The sequence below is a fragment of the Trebonia kvetii genome (genome assembly GCF_007827045.1).
Classification (GTDB): Bacteria; Actinomycetota; Actinomycetes; order Streptosporangiales; family Streptosporangiaceae; genus Trebonia; species Trebonia kvetii.
Genome location: NZ_RPFW01000011.1, coordinates 22918 through 41357 on the forward strand (window position 1 = coordinate 22918; position 18440 = coordinate 41357).

The window sequence follows — 18440 nt, forward strand, 5'->3', positions numbered from 1 at the left end:
GGCCTCCTCTATGACAGAAGGGACTGGTGCCCCTCGACCGGCGGATGAACGGAACCGTACAGCCCCGTGCCCGTTAGTGCCCAGTCGGCTGGTGTCCTGTGCCGCGGCCGCGCCAGAACTGCCCGTAACCGCTGCGGAAGAAGACCAGCGGGATCGGTTCGCCGCGCGTGCGGGCATCGAACTGGCCAATTCCTCAGAACGCGCCTTACAGCTCACAGTAGGTCGATCGCATCATGGGTCAAAGTTGCGGCACGCGGCCGTCGTCGGTGAGCGCCGTTGCTAAGCCGATTGCCCCCTGTGGCTGCTGAGAAGCTTGGCGAGCAGTTCGTTGAGCTGTCGGCGCTCGGCTGGGTCCAGGCCAGCGAGCAGCTCGTCCTGGGCGGCGTCGGCGTGGCGCTGGATCCCTTCGAGATGCCTCTTGCCTGATTCGGTGAGCGTGACGACGTTGCGGCGCCGGTCGGCTGGGTCGGCCTGACGGTCGACGTGACGGCCGCTCGCGAGGCGGGTGACGATGCCGCTGACCTCGTTCCGGTCCAGGCCAAGGCGCCGGCCGAGGTCTGCCTGACTCAGTGCTCCGTATTCCTCCAGCGCGGCCAGGACAGCGAAGTCGGACCGCGCGGTGAGCGGCATGTGGCGCGCGGTCAACCGCGCGCCAAGAATCGAGACCTTGTTCGCCTGCCAGCTCGCAAGCCTGCGCAGGCGGGCAGGGGGCTGCCGCCCGTCGTCACCCAGCCGTTCGTCGTCCACGATCTCCGATCTTAACCGTTGGGAATAACAACGAAACCTGCTATGTTGTAATCATCAACGTTGTCTCTACCAACGTTGATGACACCAACATAGTGAGGACCCGGTCGTTCATGTACTGACCGGCCGCACGACCCGAGGAGCGAACTCATGCCAAGCGGCACTTATGCGCCGGACCTCGCAGGCCGGCACGTCGTGATCCCCGGCGGCAGCGGCGGGGTCGGCGAGGGAGCGGTGCGCGCCTACCTCACCGCCGGCGCCGACGTCGTAGTCCCGACCCGCAGCCAGGAGCGGGCCGACGAGTTCCGCCGTCTGCTCGGCGGCGCAGCCACCGGCCGGCTGCATTTGGTTGTCCATGACTACACGACATTCGCGGGCGCAGAGGAACTCGCCGCGACGATGGAGGACCGGCTGGGCAGCATCGACGACGTCGTGGCGCCGATCGGGGGCTGGTGGGCCGGCAAACGCCTGTGGGAGATCAGCGAAAGCGACTGGCAGGACGCGTTCGTCCGGCTCGCGACCACGCACATGGCCGTGGCGCGCGCCGCCCTGCCTCGGATGAAGGCTGACGGTGCCTACTCGCTCATCGTCGGCGCCTCCGCGTCCACCCCGGTCCTCGGCAGCGGGCTGGTAAGCATGGAGCAGGCTGCCCTGCTGATGATGCAGCAGGTACTCGCCACTGAGCTCGCCGGCCAGAAGCGTGTCTTCGCCCTAGTGCTCGGCCCGGTCCGCACCCGCACAGCCGATGGCAGCGGCGCGGACTGGATCACCGCCGACCAGGTCGGTTCCGTCGCCGTCGCGGCCTCAGCCTCCACTATCAGCGGCCGCGAGGTCAGGCTTGGTAACCAGGCCGAACTCGTCCAGGCCTTGGCCCTACTCAACGACACCGAGCCCAGGCCGGTCGGCCCGGTCGTTGCCGTGTCCACGCTGGATCCTAAGCAGGGGCGACGCGACGACCTCCTCGCGCTGCTGGCGGAACTCGCACCGCAGATCCGCGCCGAGGCCGGATGCATCCGCTACTCAGTGCACAGCCCGCGCGGCCATGATGACGGCCCGCTGCTGGTAATCCAGATGTTCGCCTCGGCCGAGGCGTTCACCGCCCACAGCTCAGCCATCGCCGCTCAGGTACCGCGGCTCAGCGCCCTTCTCGAGACGCCGCCCGCACCACCGGCCGTATTCGGGCCGGTCCCGTCCGACGGCAACGCGGCGAAGGAATCCCTTTCCGCCTAGCACGTATCGGTGGCCTGCACCAGCTCCCGCTGGTCGGCTGGTTCACCCGGCCTTGCTGAAGAAGGCGACTGGCAGCGGGATGAGGACCTGCAGGCCCGCGAGCCCACGAAGGATGATCCGCTCGGCCCGCTATTCCGCATAGTGTTGCTGCGCGGCGCGCGGCGAGGCGAGGCGGCCGGCCTGCGGTGGCCAGACTCCGACCTGGACTCGGGCTACGTGCGCGTGCGGCGTCCAATCGTGCTCGTGCGGGGCGCGGTCACTGAGAGCACGCCGAAGACCGCGCACTACACGCACATCGAGGCCGAGGCGCACAAGGCTGCCGCCGAGGCGGTCGCAAAGCTCGTGGAAAGCGCATCATCGTGATCGCGTGTTCCCATAACGTTCCCAATGTCGCCGGGAATGCCCAAACCGCCGCCTGCCAGTAAGTGTCCAGGTTGCCCTTCATCTGGCGTTAGTGCTGGTAGCGGAGGCGGACGGGAATCGAACCCGCCAGCGACGCGGCACGCCGCTCTCTGGTTTTGAAGACCAGGGGGACCACCAGGAACCCAGACGCCTCCAGCGAAGACTCTACTGAGTCAGCCGGGGGGAGTTAACAATCGAAGTCACAGGGAAAGGGACAGGCGGTGCGGGCAAACGACAGTTTCCAAGCGGGGGAGCGATCCCCCGCACCCACCGGCGGGCCCTGGTGGGCAGGCGCGGTGGTGTACCAGGTGTACCCGCGCAGCTTCGCGGACTCCGACGGTGACGGGATCGGCGACCTGGCCGGCGTGATCGGCCGCCTCGACTACCTGGCTGACCTCGGCGTCGACGCGATCTGGCTGACGCCGTTTTACCCCTCGCCGCTCAACGACGGCGGCTACGACGTCAGCGACTACACGGGCGTGGACCCCAGGCTCGGCACCCTGGCCGACTTCGACGCCCTGGTGCGCGGCGCGGCCGACCGGGACATCAGGGTGATCGTCGACCTGGTCCCCAACCACTGCTCGTCGGAGCATCCGCTGTTCGCCAAGGCGCTGGCGGCGCCGCCGGGCAGCGCGGAACGTGCCCTGTTCCTCTTCCGCGACGGCCGAGGCCCCGGCGGCGACCAGCCGCCGAACAACTGGCCGTCCCGCTTCGGCGGCCAGGCCTGGACCCGGGTTCCCGACGGCCAGTGGTACCTGCACCTGTTCGACTCGAGCCAGCCGGACTGGAACTGGCGCGATCCGCGCGTCGCGCCGATGTTCGAGGAGATCCTGCGGTTCTGGCTGGACCGGGGGATCGGCGGGTTCCGTGTCGACGTCGCGCACGGCCTGTTCAAGGACCCGGACCTGGCGGACGTTGCCGACGCGACGCTGACCAACCGCCCCTCGGCCTACTACCACCGCGAGGAGACCCACGCGGTCTACCGCTCCTGGCGACGGCTGCTCGACTCCTACCCCGCCGCCGGATTCCCTGGACCGCGGACCGCGATCGGTGAGGTCTGGGCGGACTCGGCCGACACGCTGCGGCCCTACCTGGAGCCGGGCGGCCTGCCGCAGGTATTCAACTTCGAGCTGGTCCGCGCCCGCTGGTCGGCGCGGGCGCTGCGCGCGGCGATCGACGCGACCAACGCGTTCGCGGACGGATCGCGCGCCCCCTGGGTGCTCGGCAACCACGACGTGGACCGCCCGGCCAGCCGCTGGGGCAGCGCCGCGGCCCGCGCCGCCGCGCTGCTGCTGCTCGCGCTGCCCGGCTCCGCCTACATCTACCAGGGTGAGGAGCTGGGACTTCCCGAAGTGACCGACATTCCCGACTCCGCGCGCCAGGACCCCACCTTCCGCAGGACAGGCGGGAAGGTGGCGGGCCGCGACGGCAGCCGGGTGCCGCTCCCGTGGGACCGCGACGGCGCCTCGTACGGATTTTCCCGAACGGATGCGGCATCCTCGCCCGCCCCGCCGTGGCTCCCGCAGCCCGCGGGCTGGGGGGAGCGCAGCGTCGCCGCGCAGGACGGCGACCCGGACTCGTTCCTGACCCTGTACCGGCGGGCGCTGCGCATCCGTCGCGAGCATCCCGCCCTCGGCATCGGGCCGGCCAGCGGCAGCGCGATGCGGTGGCGCCAGGCGCCGGACGACGCGCTGCACTTCGGCCGCGACCCCGGGTTCGCCTTCCTCGCCAACCTCGGCACGGCGCCGCTAAGGCTGCCGGAGTTCCGTGAGGTGCTGCTCGCGAGCGGCCCGCTGCTGCCCGGCGAGGCCGGGCTGCCCGGCGGCTCGCTGCCGTCGGACACGGCGGTGTGGCTCGCCGTGTGACCACCCGCGCCGCGAACCGCCGGGGGACTGCGGTAGCGTGCGTTCGTGGCTAAGGTTCGGGTGCCGCGCAAGGGCGTGACACAGGCAGAAGTCGCCGCGGTGCTCAGCAGGCGGCTCACGGGTTTTGAGGTCGGCGCCGACGCCGACGGGGTTTTCGCCCGCCGCTCGGCGCTCAGCGCCGCTGTCGTGCGGATCACCAGCGTGCCAGGCGCCACGGTGTTCCGTGTCCGCGCCGTGGGCGTGCCGATCGCCAGTCACGGGACGGCCCGTGTCGTCGCGGACGCGCTGCGCCGGTCGCCGGAGTTCCGCAGCCTCTGATCCCTGGCTCAGCGATCGTCGGCCGGGCGGTACGCCGGGCCGTGCGCGTCCTCGCAGTGCGAGTGCGTGGCCGCATGCGCCGTGTCGCTCTCCGGCGGTGGCTCCGGGTGCCGGTCGTCGGGGTGGCCTTCCGTCAGGTGGTCCACCTGCAGTGTCAGGTGCGTGATGTCGTACTCTCTGGCGAACAGCGCCTCGAGGTCGGCGCGGACCGCGTGGCAGTCCTCGCGCGGCTGCACGAGCACGTGCGCCGACGCGGCGGGCATCCCGGTGGTGATCTCCCAGATGTGCAGGTCGTGCACCTCGGCGACGTTCGGGCGGGCCGCCATCGCCGCGCCGAGCGCGGCCGGGTCGAGCCCGGCAGGCGCCGCCTCGAGGAAGATCCGCCCGGACGCGCGGATCAGCCCGATGCCCGCGTACAGCATGAGGGCCACCACGACGAGCGTGGCGATCGGGTCGGCGCGGTCGAACCCGCTGGCCAGCACCACGATGGCGGCGACCGCGGTGGCCGCGAACGCGTACAGGTCGGTGAGCACGTGCGCGACCGCGCCCGCCATGTTCAGGCTGCGCCGCCCGCTCGCGCTGTTGGCCCTGGCGAGCATCAGGCTCGCCGCCAGGTTGACGCAGACGCCCGCGATGGCGACGCCGAGCATCAGCCCGCCGTCGACCTGGTGCGGCGTGATCAGCCGGCGGACGGCCTCGTAGCCGAGCCAGAGCGCGAGCAGGACCAGGGTGATGCCGTTCGCCTGCGCGGACAGGATCTCCAGCCGGCGCCACCCGTACGTGTAGTCACCGCGCGCCGGCCGAGCCGCCATCCGGATGGTCGCGAGGGCAAGGCCGATCGCGGCCGCGTCGGTGAGCATGTGCGCCGCGTCGGACAGCAGCGCCAGGGAGTGCGCGACCAGGCCGGCGACGACCTCGCCCGCCATGAACGCCACGATGAGCGCCGCCGCCGCGGCCAGCCATCGCCAGTCCGCGTCGGGCGACGCCGCATGGGCGTGCCCGTCATGCTGGTGTCCCGACATCGTCGGCGTTCCGTTCACTTGACCCGCCGCTGGTGCATCACCAGATCAAATTTACCCAGCCCAGCAGCGGTCAAGGCCGGCGCGCGCGCACCAGGGTCACCTCGGATGGCCCGTAATAACCCCGTAAGAACCACTTATCAGTGAAACGCCACGCCAAATGTCACGAATCGCTAACGTTCCCTTCTGGGCGTCGCGGCAATGAACGGAGCCGTTCGAAAGGACCGTGATTATGGGAGTGACCTCGGGCCGAGGTAGCCGAGGCGGCGGACGCCGCCACGGGAGTGACGGCAGGCAGGACGGCGGTTACGACCGCACCAGCCTGCTCGGTGGTGGCCGTCAGGATGCCGGGTATCGAGGTGTTCACGGCAACGACCGCCGGGCGGGCCACCAGCAGGCCGGCGGGTACGGTGACCAGTTTGGCTACGGACTCGGCTACGGCGAGACCGGGCCCGCCTATGGCGGCGAGCTCGGCTACGGCGATGGGCGCGGTTACGGCGACCAGTTCGCCGGCGAGCGGCAGACGGTCGCGTTCGACCGCCGCCACCGGTCAGGCAGGCGCGGGTCCGGCAGGCGGGTTCGGCCAGGCCGGCGCGGTGCCGCCCGGTGGCTGCGCAACTACCCGACGTCCGTGCTTTCCGTGGTGGCGATCGTCGCCTGCGCCGCCCTGGTGGCCGCGGGCGTCGGCGTCAGCCGGATGCTCACCGCGGCGCCGGCCGCCGACGCGACGGACAACCCGAACTGCACCATCATCGTGCCGGCGAACCCGCTGACCGCGCAGGGTCTCGCGACGCCGTACCAGCTCACCGCCACCAACCCGGCCGACGGCCCGTGCGACGAGACGAACAGCGCGCAGACGGCATTCGTCCAGGGCGCCGTGCTCGACCCGGCCACCGGGCAGATCTCCGTCTACAACCCGCTGGTCGTCAACGCGGGCACGCAGCCCGCGGTGGCCCCGATGGTGCCGACGCTGCCCGCGGGCGCCGTGGTCGCCCTGTGGTTCGGTTACAACGGCAACACGCTCACCCTCGCGGGCGCCGATGAGAACCTGGGCACCGCGGCCCCGACCGCCTCCGCCCCCGCGGACTCCGCGACGCCGACCGACTCCGCAACGCCGACCGACTCCGCGACGGCGAGCGCCTCGTCGACCGGCACCGCGTCGCCCACGACGTCGGCCACGCCGACCGACTCCGGGTCGGCCACGCCGACTGACACCGGGTCCGGCGCGCCGACGGATTCCGCCTCGCCCGCGGACACGAGCGGCACCGCTGCGCCGACGGCGACCGCCACCCCGACCGCGACCGACACGGGCGGCGCCACCCCGACCGGGACGCCCACTGCCACCCAGTCCGGCGTCGCCCTGTCGGGTCAGAACAATCAGGGCAATCAGGGCACTCAGGGCGATGGGGCGGCGGGCGCCGCCGCGGCCAGGGCGTCCGTCCAGTCCGTTGGCTCCGCGCCGCTGCCGCCCGGCTCCTACAGCTCGTCAGGATCGCTTGACGCCACGGTCACCAGCGCCGGGTCGACCGCGACGGGGCGCCAGCACCACCGCACGGCGGCCCCTACCGCGTCGGCGTCCGGGTCCACGGCTCCCGCCGCGTCGGCGTCCGCGTCGGGGACAGCGATGCAGACCAGCACCGCGACGCCCACCGGAGCGGCGCCCACCGCGACCGCGCCCACCGTGACGGCAACTGCCAACCCGACCGCGAGCGCCACCGCGAATCCGGCCGCCGGCCCAGCCGCCGCGCCGGTCGCCGACGCGATCCTGCAGCAGGCCAGCTGCGTGGCGGGCGAGGACTTCGGCGGCCAGTTCTCCTCGTTCACCCAGGTCGGCGCCTGCAACGCGCCCGCGTTCTTCACCGCGGTCAACGCCGCGATCTCGGCGGGCAAGCTGACGGTTCCCTCGCCCGGCAGGGCGAAGGACGGCCTGGCGTGCATGACGACCCGCAGCTTCGGCGTGATCGACCAGGACCAGAGCGACAACGTGACAACCGAGTACCTGTCGACCGGCAACGGGCAGACCGCGCAGGACAACGCCGCCAACAGGGCTTCGCTCGGCGGCGCGAGCACGATGTTCAACGGCAGCGACAACGGGCTGCTCGACCTGTTCGTCGACCCGGCGCTTGGCTGCTCACCGTGGCAGGCGCCAGACCTGGCCGACGCGGGCGCGCCCGCGCCCGCTCTGCCGCTCGACGAGATCCAGGCGGCCGTCTGGGCCGGACGGAACGGGAGCGGCCCCGCCGCCCTCGTCCCGCTGAACGACCCGATGACGCTGGACGACAACGGTAACACGAGCACCGACAAGACGAACACCTACCGTTCGCTCGTCGACATGCCGCAGCTGCCCGCCGGCCAGTCGCCCGCCACCTACTGCTACGACATGGAGACGATCCAGAGCCGCCGCCTCCAGCAGGACGTCAACCTGTTCATGAACGGCCCGAGCCCGGCCCCGGGAGCGGCGAGCAACCTGTTCATGTTCCTGTCGATGCGCCTGCAGCAGTCCTACGGCAACCTCAACTGCGGCTCGTTCCGCATGCCGAACCTCGTCTCCACGACCGCCGACGGCAACGGCGTGGTGGTCGCGGCCTGCTTCCTCAACCGGGTCGCGCCCCGCACGGCGGGTCCGGGCAACCCCATGCGGGGCACTAGGAGATGCCCGGCGACCACGGGCGGCCAGGCCTCCGCGTCCGCCTCCGCCAGCGCCCCGGCCCAGGGCGGCGCGGCCGGCGCGGGTACCGCCCAGCCCTCGGCGAGCCCGTCGCCGACCGGCATGGCTCCCTCGGCGGTGCGCCACTATTACCGCCATCACCACCACGGCTAGCTTCGTCTAGCCGCGAACGCCCGCGGGACCGCCCCTGTGTCCCGCGGGCGTTCGCTTTCCCCGGCCCGTGCGTCCCTGATGGCCGCATTCCCTCGGCAGAGGGACCCGATTACCGGCCGATTACGCGTCTGGAGATCATCCACGGGACCGGTCCCGGTCTCGTAAAACGGACATAGCGGATGCGGGGCAGCTGGCCCACCCCACGAGCGAAGGAGTTCGATGACCGACCAGTCTCAGCGGGACGACCGGGATCAGTCCGCCACCCGGCGTTGCGTGCTGCTCTGCGCCGGAGCACTCGGCGTCACCGGAGCACTGACCGCGTGCAGTACCGCCTTCGTCCCCTACGACGCGAACGGCGCGGGCAGCGCGCCGTCGATGGCCGCCACCTCGTCGGGCGGCGCGGGCGGCGGCATGGGCAGCGCCGCGACCATGCCGTCGGGCACGGGGGCGAAGAAGGGCAGCGCGAAGAAGGGCACTGCGAAGAGCAAGATGACCGGCACCCTGCTCGGCATGGCCGCGGACATTCCGGTCGGCGGCGGCAAGATCTACACCGCGGCCAAGATCGTGGTCACCCAGCCGTCCAAGGGCGAGTACAAGGCGTTCAGCGCCATCTGCACCCACGTCGGCTGCCTCTGCAACCAGGTCGCGGACGGCACGATCAACTGCCCCTGTCACGGCAGCAAGTTCAAGATCACCGACGGCTCCGTCGTCACCGGCCCCGCCCCGACCGCGCTCGCCGCCAAGACCATCACGGTCACCAACGGCAAGATCCTGCTCCAGTAACCACCCGCGGCTACCCGAGGAGCCCCTAGTCGCCTGGGAGCCCACCCGCCGCCCCGGGTGGGCTCTCAGGACAACGATCGCGACTTGCAGTACTCGGCGTCGGCCAGGCTCCGACGGCCGACCCGGGCGGAACTGGCGAAGAGCGCCGCCGACAGGCACACGTAGAACACGCCGCCGATGCCGAGCAGCAGCGCCAGGATCACCGCGATCACGCTCATCGCCGGGTTATGCCAGGAGTGCCTGACCAGAAGCGCCGCCCCGACCGAGAGCAGGCCGAGGCAGCCGAGCAGCATCGTCGCCAAAGCGGATCGCGACGCCGCGGAGGACCCGCGCCGGCCCGCGCCCGCCGTGGCCGCCGCGCCTGAAGCCGACGCGCCTGACGCGGTCACCGCGTCCGGAGCTTCCTCCTCGGCGGCCGAACGGGCGGCATTCGACGCCCTGGCGACCGCGTGCCCGATGTCGCCGGCGACCACCGGCATGCCGAGCCAGCGGTCGAAGCTCCCGCGTCCCCACAGGTAGATCGAGATCTCGCCGCCACTGGCGCGGCCGATGGACAGCTTCGAGTCCTCGACGAGCACGGCGGTGACGTCGGCGAGCCGGACGCGCCGGACGATCAGCCCCCAGCGCAGCCCGAGCAGCCCGGCCTCGGTGTCCAGGGTCACCCCCGCGCCGAGCAGCAGGTTGGCGATGCAGGCGACGCCGACGACCGCGGCGACCGTGATGCCGAACCAGGGCTGGAAGAACACAATGGCCACCGCGGCGCACAGCCCGCCGCCGATGACTCCCTTGACGCGTCCCAGGACGGGAGAACTCCAGCGTTGAATCGGCACGCAGAGATTATGCAGCATCAAGGCCACCGGCCCGGACCGTGACAACGAAATGCCGATCCACGCCACATCGGGGGTTACGGACGGTCGTCCTCGCGGAAGGTGGCAGGATGTCCGAGTGGGCTCGTTGATGCTGCTTGACACGGCGTCGCTGTACTACCGGGCGTTCTACGGGATGCCGGAGACAGTGACCGCGCCGGACGGTACGCCGGTGAACGCGATCCGCGGCCTGCTCGACGCCATGGCCCGGCTGGTCAAGGACCACCGGCCGCAGCGGCTTGTCGCCTGCCTCGACGCCGACTGGCGCCCGGCGTTCCGCGTCCAGGCCATTCCCGGGTACAAGGCGCACCGCGCCGAGCCCGACGGCAGCGAGCAGACGCCGCCCGGCCTGGCCGTGCAGATCCCGCTGATCACCCAGGTCCTCATCGCCGCGGGCGTGGCCATCGCGGAACACGACGGCTACGAGGCCGACGACGTCATCGCGACTCTCGCCGTCCGCGCCACCCAGCCCGTCGACGTGGTGACGGGCGACCGCGACCTGTTCCAGCTCGTCGATGACGAGCGCCAGGTCCGCGTCCTGTACACGGTCAAGGGCCTCGGCCGTCTCGAACCGGTCACCGAGGATGAAGTCGCGAGAAAATACGACATCCCCGGTGACCGGTACGCCGACTTCGCGGTGCTGCGCGGTGACCCGAGCGACGGCCTGCCCGGCGTGCCCGGCATCGGCGAGAAGACCGCGGCGGCCCTGATCAGGGCCTTCGGTGACCTGGAGAGCATGAAGAACGCGCTCGACAAGGGGCACGGCGGCTTCCCGCCTGGCACGAGGAAGAAGCTCGAGGCGGCAAGGGACTACCTGGACGTCGCGCCCGCGGTGGTCGCGACGGCCACCGACGTCCCCCTCGGCGACGACATCGACGGCACGCTTCCCGCCGTCCCGCCGGACCCGGACCTCATCGCCGAGATCGGCGACGAGCTCGGACTCGGGTCCTCGCTGACCCGTTTCCTCGCCACCGCCACCAAACGCCAGTAAGACCGTCGAACGAGGGAGACACGTGACCACTGAGCCCGCCCTGTACCCGTCCGAGCGCCTGACCCAGGTCACAGAGGCGGTTCGCGTCAAGGGCATCGACGTGCTGCTGCTCAGCCCGGGACCCGACCTGCGCTACGTCACCGGCTACGACGCCAAGCAGCTGGAGCGGCTGACCTGTCTCGCGGTCCCCGCGCAGGGTGACCCCTTCCTGCTCGTGCCGCAGCTGGAACTGAGGGCGGCGCAGGCATCGCCGGCCGGCGACCTGGAGCTTGACATGGTCACCTGGGGGGAGACCGAGAACCCGTTCGGGATCATCAAGAAGGCGATGGGCGACCCGCACTACGTCGCCCTGTCCGACCGGATGTGGGCCCTGCACGTGCTGCAGTTCGCCGCCATCTTCCCGACGGCGAGCCAGCACCTGGCCAGCGCCGTGCTGTCGCCGCTGCGGATCCGCAAGTCGGCCGCGGAGGTGGCGGCGCTCAAGGAGGCGGGCGACGCAATCGACCGGGTGCACGCAGGAGTGCCGAACTGGCTGCGGGCCGGCCTGACGGAACGCCAGGTCGGCGCGAAGATCGCCGAGGCGATCCTCGCCGAGGGGCACGTCCAGGTGGACTTCGTGATCGTCGGCTCCGGGCCGAACGCCGCCTCGCCGCACCATGAGGTCTCCGACCGGGTGATCGAGCACGGCGACGTGGTGGTGGTCGACATCGGCGGCACGATGCCGTCCGGCTACTGCTCCGACTGCACCCGCACCTACGCGGTCGGTACCCCGCCCGACGACTTCACGAAGTACTTCGACGTGCTCTACACCGCCCAGGAGGCGGCGACCGTCGGTGTCAGGCCCGGCGTCACCGCGGAGAGCGTCGACCGGACGGCGCGTCGCATCATCGACGACGCCGGATACGGCGAATGGTTCATCCACCGCACCGGGCACGGCATCGGCCTGGAGTCCCACGAGGACCCCTACATCGTCGAGGGCAACACGACCCCGCTCCAGCCCGGCATGGCGTTCTCCATCGAGCCGGGCATCTACCCGGGCCCGCACGGCGCCCGCATCGAGGACATCGTGGTGTGCACCGAGACCGGCTACCAGCGGATGAACAACGCCCCGCGGGAACTGGTGATCGTCTAGTCTTCCGAGCCGCCCTGCTCGGCGAGGAACTGCTCGAACTGAGCGGCGAGCTCCTCCGCGGTCGGCATCTCCTCGCCGTCGGCGAGCAGGTTCTCGCCGTCGTGCGCGAGCGCCGCGTCGTACTGCGCCTCAAGGCCCTGGACAAGCTCGGCGACCTCGGCCGACTCGGCCACCTGCCGGTCGATCAGCGTGTTGGTCCTGTCGGCCGCCTCGTGCAGTTCGAGCGCGGGCAGGTCAAGGCCGGTCACCTCGGTGAGCGCGTCGATCAGCGTGAGCGCCGCCGTCGGGTAGGCGGCCTGGGACAGGTAGTGCGGCACCTGGACGACCAGGCCGATCGCGTCCTTGCCCGCCTCGCCGAAGCGGTACTCCATCAGCGACGACGCGGACGCCGGCACCTGAAGCTTGGAGGGCAGCGGCAGCTTTGAGCTGACGAGCCCCGGCCGGGTCGCGTGCGTGATCACGCCGAGCGGCCTGGTGTGCGGTATCCCCATCGGCACGCCGAAGTAGGTGATCATCGGCCCCGCGCCGAGCCGCTCGGCGATCTCCTGCGTCGCGGCGACGAAGGCCTCCCACTCATGATCCGGCTCGGGGCCGGTGAGCAGGAGGAACGGCTTGCCCGCCGAGTCGGCGACCCGGAAGACCGACAGCTCGGGCGCGTCGTAGGTCTCCCACTTGCCGTCGTCGAACGTCATCAGCGGCCGCCGGGAGCGGTAGTCGAGAAGCCGGTCGATGTTGAACCGCGCGACCGTGGTGTGCTCGAAGGCATCGAGCAGATGCTCGGTCAGCAGGCGCCCGGCCGCACCCGCGTCCATGAACCCCTCCAGGTGCACGAGCAGCGCCATCCCCTCGGGGCCGGCTTCACTAACCTCGGATGTCTGGTTGGTGTCCAGTTCGTAGAGTTCTTCCGGCTGCATGCCTCCAGTCTCTCACCGCCTCCGACAGCTTTGTCCCCCCAGCCAGTCGCTATGGGGAAAACCCCCGCTAATGACGGGGATTAGCCGCGTTCCGCCGCAGGCTCGCAGTTCGTAGCGTCTTGTTCGAGACGAACGAACACGCCTGGGAGGATCTCGTGACGAACGGCGATAGCACGGGGGCGGCCGCCACGATCGTGGCGCGCGGCCTCACCAAGAGCTACGGACGCACCGTAGCCGTCCAGAATGTGTCCTTCACCGTCCGCCCGGGGACGGTAACTGGATTCCTCGGCCCCAACGGCGCGGGCAAGTCGACCACGATGCGGATGATCATCGGGCTTGACCGGCCCGACGCCGGCCAGGCCACCATCAACGGCAAGAGCTACCACGAGCTGCGCTGGCCGCTGCGCGAGGTCGGCGCGATGCTCGAGGCGAAGGCGTTCCACCCGGGACGTTCGGCCAGGGCCCACCTCGGCTCGCTCGCCGCGTCCAACGACATCCCGGCCCAGCGAGTCGACGAGGTGCTCGCCATGACCGGCCTGACCAGCGTCGCGAGCCGCCGGGCCGGCAAGTTCTCGCTCGGCATGGCGCAGCGGCTCGGCATCGCGGCCGCGCTGCTCGGCGACCCCGGCGTCGTCATACTCGACGAGCCGGTCAACGGGCTCGACCCCGAGGGCATCCGCTGGATGCGCGGCCTGCTGCGCTCGCTGGCGGAGCAGGGCCGCGCGGTCCTCATCTCCAGCCACCTGATCAGCGAGGTCGCGATGACCGCGGAGGAGCTAATCGTGATCGGCAGGGGACAACTGCTCGCGCAGACGACGGTGGCCGAGCTGTCGGCGTCGGCGGGCTCGCTCGAGGAAGCATTTTTCCAGCTGACCGATTCGGTCAGCGAGTACCAGGGGAGGGCGGCGTGACCACCGCAACGCTGAACCGTCAGACCGGCCGTGCCACCGGGGCGTACGGCATTACCGGAGTCGCCAGGATGGAGTGGCGCAAGCTGCGCAGCGTCCGGTCGACATGGTGGACGCTCGCGGCCTTCGCCGCGGGGATGACCGGACTCGCGATCCTGCTCGGCCTCAAGGCGCCGGTTCATCCTGGACCTGATTTTGACCCCACCGAGGACGGCTTTTCCGGCCTGGCGATCGGGCAGCTCGCGCTCGGCACTCTCGGCGTGCTTGCGCTGAGCACCGAGTTCACCAGCGGCTCGATCCGCGCCACCTTCGCCGCGGTCCCGCGCCGCGGCCTGGTGCTCGCCGCCAAGGCGGCCGTGCTCACCGCGGTGACCCTGATCGCGGGCGAGGTGCTGGCGTTCGCGGCGTTCGCCGCGCGGCAGCTGGCCGTGCCGCACGGCCTCGCGCACGCCACCCTCGGCCAGCCGGGAGTGCTGCGCGCCATCCTGATGGCCGGCGTCTACCCGGCCCTGATCGCGCTCATCGGCCTCGGCCTGGCCGCGCTTATCAGGCACACGGCGGGCGCGATCGCCGCGGTCGTCGGGGTGGTGTTCGTGCTGCCGCTCATCCTGCTGCCGTTCGGCCAGCAGAACCCCGCGATGAAGTTCCTGCCGGAGATCATCGCGGAGAACTCGCTGACCGCGGTCAAGCCGGTCGCGGCGTCGCTGTCGCCGGCGGCCGGGCTCGCCATGCTCTGCCTGTACGCGGCGGTCGCGCTCGCGGCCGGCGGATACGCGATGGCGTGCCGGGACGCGTGACGAGGACAATTGACGACTAACGATCTTCAATTGCGGAGGTTACGCAAGGGACGTGAGATCAAGCCTGGTTCCGGTGAGGAACCCGTTGATCAGGCCGGGCTGGTACTGCATGCGGCGGAGCCGGGACTTGGCCAGGGCGGTGAGCTGGGCGAGGTCATGCTTGACCAGGTTGGCCAGGGATCTTTTCAGGTGCGACCACACCGACTCGACCGGGTTGAGCTCGGAGGCATAGGCCGGCAGCTGGTAGACGGTGAGCCAGTCCCGGGCCGCGATCAGCTCGCGCATCGCCCGGCTGACGTGCGTATTGAGATTGTCCCAGATCAGGACGAGCGGCCCGCCGAGCTGCTGGTGGGCGGCGTCCAGCAGCCGGGCGTAGTCCGTCTCGGTGAACCCCTTGCGCTTGTCACCGCGCCGGGGGCCGGAATGGACGCGGTAGATCAGCCGCGGCCGCTGCCCGGCCTTGACGGCGATCACCGCGGCCAGCGACACCCGCTTGTTGCTGCCGCCGGTCACCTTGACGACCGGGGTCGCGCCGCGCCGCCCCCAGGTGCGGCCCTTCGGCGGCCTTAAACCCTGCCCGGACTCGTCCTCGAAGACCAGCCAGGCGCCCTGCTGCTCAGCCGCCCTTTTATAACCGGCCACGTCTCCTGCTTCCACGCGGCGACCGCGGCCTCATCCCGCTCGGCCGCCCGCCGCGCCGGGACCTGCACGCTCCACCCCATCCGGTGCAGCAGCACATGCACCCCGCCCAGCGTGTACTCCACCCTGAACCGCCGCCACACCTGATCGGCGATCCGGGCCAGGGTCCAGCACTGATCCTCATAACCGCACGCCGCGGGCCCCGCGTCCAGCACCGCTTCCAGCTCGGCGACCTGGGCCTCCGTCAGCTTGCACTTCGCCCCGCCGGCCCCCTTGGAGGCCAGCGCCTCCCGGCCGCCGGCCGCCAGCGCCCGCCGCCACCGGTTCGCCGACATCCGGCTCACCCGCAACCGCCGCGCGACCTCACCATCGCTCGCCCCGGCCTCGATCATCTCCGCCGCCGCCAGCCGCACCTGCTCCCGGCGGGCACGATCCGCAGCAGTCAGCCCGCCGCCATCGGGATACCTCATGACACCGGCATAACCCACCACCGCGACACACGCCAGACCCGTAACCCAGGCAATTGAAGATCGTTATGGACGGCATCCGGCGGGTGGCAGGCGAGGTGGTTCGCGCCCCGTTCACCCGCCGGGCCTGGCGGGAACTGCTGTACTGCGCGGCGGGTGCGATCGCGGGCGTGGCCGGGTTCTTCCTGGTCCTGTTCACGCTCGCGCCCGCGCTCCTCATCTCGGCGTCGGTGCTCGGCACCGTCGTCGGCCTGCTCATGATCGTGTTCGTGCTGATCATGGCCAGGCGGCTCGGCGCGCTGCACCGGATACTGCTGCGGCGCGTGATCGGCTACCGCATCACCGCGCCCGCGCCGTTCCAGCGGGGCGAGGGCGTGCTCGGCAGGCTGGACAGGCGGCTGCGGGACCGCGACGGCTGGCGGGCCGTCGGCTACGCGGAGCTGAAGCTGCCGGTGGCGATCCTCCAGGGGTGGGCCGTCGTGTCGGTCGGCATGGGCCTGGTCGACATGACCTACCCGCTGGTGTGGCCGCTGTTCCGCAACCACCCGGCGGGCACCAGGCTCGGCCCGCTGATCGCGGTGACGCCGGTTCCCGACGTCCAGGTGGCGATCGATACGCTGCCGGGGACGCTGCTCGCCGTGGTGATTGGCGTGGCCTGCGTTATCGGCGGGGTGTGGCTGGCCAGGGCGATCGTCATCGCCGACCGGCGGCTGGCGCGGGCGCTGCTCGGGCCGAGCCGGGTCAGCGAGCTGGAACGGACCAGGGCGATCGCCGTGGAGGACGCGGCGGCCGCGCTGCGCCGGGTGGAACGGGACCTGCACGACGGCGCCCAGGTCCGGCTCGCCGCGGTGGCAATGAACGTCGGGATGGCCCAGGACAAGACCGGCGACGCGGCCGTGCGCGAGCTGCTCGACGCGGCGCAGGCCGGGCTGAGCGAGGCGCTTGCCGACCTGCGCCGCATCGCCCGCGGCATCCACCCGCCGGTGCTCGACAACGGGCTGGCCGACGCACTCGAATCGCTGGCCGCGTCCAGCCCGATCCCGGCCACGGTGCGCGCCGACGCCGCCCGGCGCCCATCGCCGGCGATCGAGACGATCGGCTACTTCTGCGCGGCCGAGCTGCTCGCCAACGCGATCAAGCACAGCTCGGCGAACAGGATCGAGGTAGACATCGACACGCGGAAACCGGATGTGCTGCGGCTGCGTGTCGGCGACGACGGGCGGGGCGGCGCGGACCCGTCCGGCGGCACGGGCCTTGCCGGGCTGGCGCAGCGCGTGTCGACGGTCGACGGGTCGATGACGGTGTCGAGCCCGCCGGGCGGGCCGACAAGCGTGACCGTGGAACTGCCCATGCAAATGACGGGGAGAGGAACCTGATGCGTGTCGTGATCGCGGAGGACGCCGTGGTGCTGCGGGAGGGCCTGACCCGGCTGCTCGCCGACCGCGGCCACGAGGTCAGCGCGGCGGTGGGCGACGCGGAAGCCCTGCTCGAGCAGGTGCGGGCGCACCGGCCTGACGCGGTGATCGCGGACATCAGGATGCCGCCGTCGCACACCGACGAGGGCCTGCGCGCCGCGGAGACCATCAGGCGCGAGTTCCCGTCGGTCGGCGTGCTGATGTTCTCGCAGTACATCGAGACGCGCTACACCGCGCGCCTGCTCGAGTCGGGCGCCGGGGGAGTCGGCTACCTGCTGAAGGACCGGGTGGGGAACGTGGGGGAGTTCGTCGCGGCCCTTGAGCGCGTCGCCGACGGCGGCACCGCGCTCGACCCGGAGGTGGTCAGCATGCTGCTGCGCAGGCCAGACCCGGGCCTGGCGTCGCTGACCGGCCGGGAGCGCGAGGTACTCGGCCTGATGGCCGAGGGCAGGTCGAACGCCGGCATCGCCGCCAAGCTCGTGCTGTCGGAGGGCGCGGTGGAAAAGCACATCGCGAGCATCTTCGGTAAGCTCGCCCTGGAGTCGAGTGCCGGCGACAACCGCCGGGTACTGGCCGTCCTGCGGTACCTCGGCGCCTCCGCCTAGCGCCGGCGCGCGACAGCCGCCGAGACTAAGCCGTTACCGCATGCCGTCTCACCAGCGTACATTTCACGTTAAGTTGCTGTAGTGGAAGAGATCGACCGCCGAATCGTGTCCCTGTTGTCTCGCAACGGCCGTATGAGCTTTACGGAACTTGCCAGGCAGGCAGGCCTTTCGGTGTCCGCGGTGCACCAGCGGGTGCGCAGGCTAGAGACCGACGGGGTCATCACCGGCTACGTAGCGTTGTGTGATCCCGTGGTGATCGGGCTGCCGCTGACCGCCTTCGTGTCGATCAAGCCCTTCGACCCCGCCGCCCCCGACGACCTGCCGGAACGCCTGGCCGGCGTCACCGCGATCGAGGCCTGCCACAGCGTCGCGGGGGACGAGAGCTACATACTCAAGGTCCGTGTCGCCTCGCCAAGCGCGCTCGAGGACCTGCTCCAGCAGATCCGCACCATCGCGAATGTGTCCACGCGCACCACGGTCGTTCTCTCCACCGCCTACGAGAACCGCCCGCCGGAGATCTGACG

At 71.1% G+C, this 18440-nt stretch carries 17 protein-coding genes, 1 tRNA gene and 1 pseudogene; 13 read left to right on the forward strand and 6 right to left on the reverse strand.

The genetic code is table 11. The features are described from left to right. Positions 1-279 precede the first annotated feature (279 nt). Complete coding sequence (locus EAS64_RS39895) at positions 280-747, reverse strand: MarR family winged helix-turn-helix transcriptional regulator (protein ID WP_222849964.1); 468 nt, start codon at positions 745-747, stop codon at positions 280-282. 147 nt (positions 748-894) lie between these two features. On the opposite strand from EAS64_RS39895, the gene EAS64_RS39900 reads away from it, so the two are divergent. Further along, entirely contained in the window at positions 895-1974 is a 1080-nt protein-coding gene (locus EAS64_RS39900; RefSeq protein WP_145861916.1) for an SDR family oxidoreductase, read from the forward strand. Between the two features lie 9 nt (positions 1975-1983). Further along, positions 1984-2337 (forward strand): site-specific integrase, encoded by a 354-nt coding sequence (locus EAS64_RS39905; protein WP_145861918.1) that lies wholly within the window; start codon positions 1984-1986, stop codon positions 2335-2337. A gap of 101 nt (positions 2338-2438) precedes the next feature. On the opposite strand, the gene EAS64_RS39910 is transcribed toward EAS64_RS39905, so the two are convergent. Then, a tRNA-Sec gene (locus tag EAS64_RS39910) sits at positions 2439-2531 on the reverse strand. Between the two features lie 141 nt (positions 2532-2672). On the opposite strand from EAS64_RS39910, the gene EAS64_RS39915 reads away from it, so the two are divergent. Together EAS64_RS39915 and EAS64_RS39920 are read left to right on the forward strand one after the other, a co-directional pair. Then, complete coding sequence (locus tag EAS64_RS39915; RefSeq protein ID WP_246116108.1) at positions 2673-4241, forward strand: alpha-amylase family glycosyl hydrolase; 1569 nt, start codon at positions 2673-2675, stop codon at positions 4239-4241. Between the two features lie 45 nt (positions 4242-4286). Beyond that, positions 4287-4559 (forward strand): hypothetical protein, encoded by a 273-nt coding sequence (locus EAS64_RS39920; RefSeq protein WP_145861922.1) that lies wholly within the window; start codon positions 4287-4289, stop codon positions 4557-4559. 8 nt (positions 4560-4567) lie between these two features. On the opposite strand, the gene EAS64_RS39925 is transcribed toward EAS64_RS39920, so the two are convergent. Further along, complete coding sequence (locus EAS64_RS39925; protein ID WP_246116109.1) at positions 4568-5599, reverse strand: cation diffusion facilitator family transporter; 1032 nt, start codon at positions 5597-5599, stop codon at positions 4568-4570. Between the two features lie 211 nt (positions 5600-5810). On the opposite strand from EAS64_RS39925, the gene EAS64_RS44265 reads away from it, so the two are divergent. Beyond that, entirely contained in the window at positions 5811-8399 is a 2589-nt protein-coding gene (locus EAS64_RS44265; protein ID WP_187366526.1) for a hypothetical protein, read from the forward strand. A gap of 219 nt (positions 8400-8618) precedes the next feature. Then, a complete protein-coding gene (locus EAS64_RS39935) occupies positions 8619-9182 on the forward strand; it encodes a Rieske (2Fe-2S) protein (protein WP_145861926.1) in 564 nt (187 codons plus the stop codon). Positions 9183-9247: 65 nt separating this feature from the next. On the opposite strand, the gene EAS64_RS39940 is transcribed toward EAS64_RS39935, so the two are convergent. Beyond that, a complete protein-coding gene (locus tag EAS64_RS39940) occupies positions 9248-10012 on the reverse strand; it encodes a hypothetical protein (protein ID WP_145861928.1) in 765 nt (254 codons plus the stop codon). Positions 10013-10127: 115 nt separating this feature from the next. On the opposite strand from EAS64_RS39940, the gene EAS64_RS39945 reads away from it, so the two are divergent. Together EAS64_RS39945 and EAS64_RS39950 are read left to right on the forward strand one after the other, a co-directional pair. Then, positions 10128-11039 carry a 5'-3' exonuclease gene (locus EAS64_RS39945; RefSeq protein ID WP_246116110.1) on the forward strand — a complete coding sequence of 304 codons (912 nt, stop codon included), beginning with the start codon at positions 10128-10130 and terminating at the stop codon, positions 11037-11039. A 22-nt stretch (positions 11040-11061) separates the two neighbouring features. Beyond that, positions 11062-12171, forward strand: a complete 1110-nt coding sequence (locus EAS64_RS39950) for a M24 family metallopeptidase (protein ID WP_145861930.1) — start codon at positions 11062-11064, stop codon at positions 12169-12171. On the opposite strand, the gene EAS64_RS39955 is transcribed toward EAS64_RS39950, so the two are convergent. Next, entirely contained in the window at positions 12168-13085 is a 918-nt protein-coding gene (locus tag EAS64_RS39955) for a proteasome assembly chaperone family protein (protein WP_145861932.1), read from the reverse strand. The genes EAS64_RS39950 and EAS64_RS39955 overlap by 4 nt on opposite strands. Before the next feature lie 191 nt (positions 13086-13276). On the opposite strand from EAS64_RS39955, the pseudogene EAS64_RS39960 reads away from it, so the two are divergent. Both EAS64_RS39960 and EAS64_RS39965 read left to right on the forward strand, forming a co-directional pair. Beyond that, positions 13277-13915, forward strand: a pseudogene (locus EAS64_RS39960) (ABC transporter ATP-binding protein); the annotation flags it as partial. Between the two features lie 77 nt (positions 13916-13992). Then, complete coding sequence (locus tag EAS64_RS39965) at positions 13993-14790, forward strand: ABC transporter permease (RefSeq protein WP_145861936.1); 798 nt, start codon at positions 13993-13995, stop codon at positions 14788-14790. Positions 14791-14829: 39 nt separating this feature from the next. Here EAS64_RS39965 and EAS64_RS48025 read toward each other — a convergent pair. Then, a protein-coding gene (locus EAS64_RS48025; RefSeq protein WP_439333581.1) for an IS630 family transposase occupies positions 14830-15899 on the reverse strand; the annotation gives its coding sequence in 2 pieces (ribosomal slippage) (positions 14830-15422 and positions 15422-15899; 1071 coding nt in all). A 53-nt stretch (positions 15900-15952) separates the two neighbouring features. Between EAS64_RS48025 and EAS64_RS39980 the strand changes: the two genes are divergently transcribed. The 3 genes from EAS64_RS39980 to EAS64_RS39990 all read left to right on the forward strand — a co-directional run bounded on the left by EAS64_RS39980 (position 15953) and on the right by EAS64_RS39990 (position 18438). Then, positions 15953-17272, forward strand: a complete 1320-nt coding sequence (locus tag EAS64_RS39980; RefSeq protein WP_222849967.1) for a sensor histidine kinase — start codon at positions 15953-15955, stop codon at positions 17270-17272. Next, positions 17272-17916: a response regulator transcription factor gene (locus tag EAS64_RS39985; protein WP_145861938.1), complete on the forward strand. Its 645-nt coding sequence runs from the start codon at positions 17272-17274 to the stop codon at positions 17914-17916. The genes EAS64_RS39980 and EAS64_RS39985 overlap by 1 nt, the downstream gene beginning before the upstream one ends. A gap of 81 nt (positions 17917-17997) precedes the next feature. Next, entirely contained in the window at positions 17998-18438 is a 441-nt protein-coding gene (locus EAS64_RS39990) for an Lrp/AsnC family transcriptional regulator (RefSeq protein ID WP_145861939.1), read from the forward strand. Positions 18439-18440: the final 2 nt, after the last annotated feature.

Excerpts from the sequence above, each read along its gene's own strand:
- EAS64_RS39900 (WP_145861916.1), top strand. The coding sequence starts at position 895 with ATGCCAAGCGGCACTTATGCGCCGGACCTCGCAGGCCGGCACGTCGTG.
- EAS64_RS44265 (WP_187366526.1), top strand. The coding sequence starts at position 5,811 with ATGGGAGTGACCTCGGGCCGAGGTAGCCGAGGCGGCGGACGCCGCCAC.
- EAS64_RS39935 (WP_145861926.1), top strand. The coding sequence starts at position 8,619 with ATGACCGACCAGTCTCAGCGGGACGACCGGGATCAGTCCGCCACCCGG.
- EAS64_RS39955 (WP_145861932.1), bottom strand. The coding sequence starts at position 13,085 with ATGCAGCCGGAAGAACTCTACGAACTGGACACCAACCAGACATCCGAG.
- EAS64_RS39985 (WP_145861938.1), top strand. The coding sequence starts at position 17,272 with ATGCGTGTCGTGATCGCGGAGGACGCCGTGGTGCTGCGGGAGGGCCTG.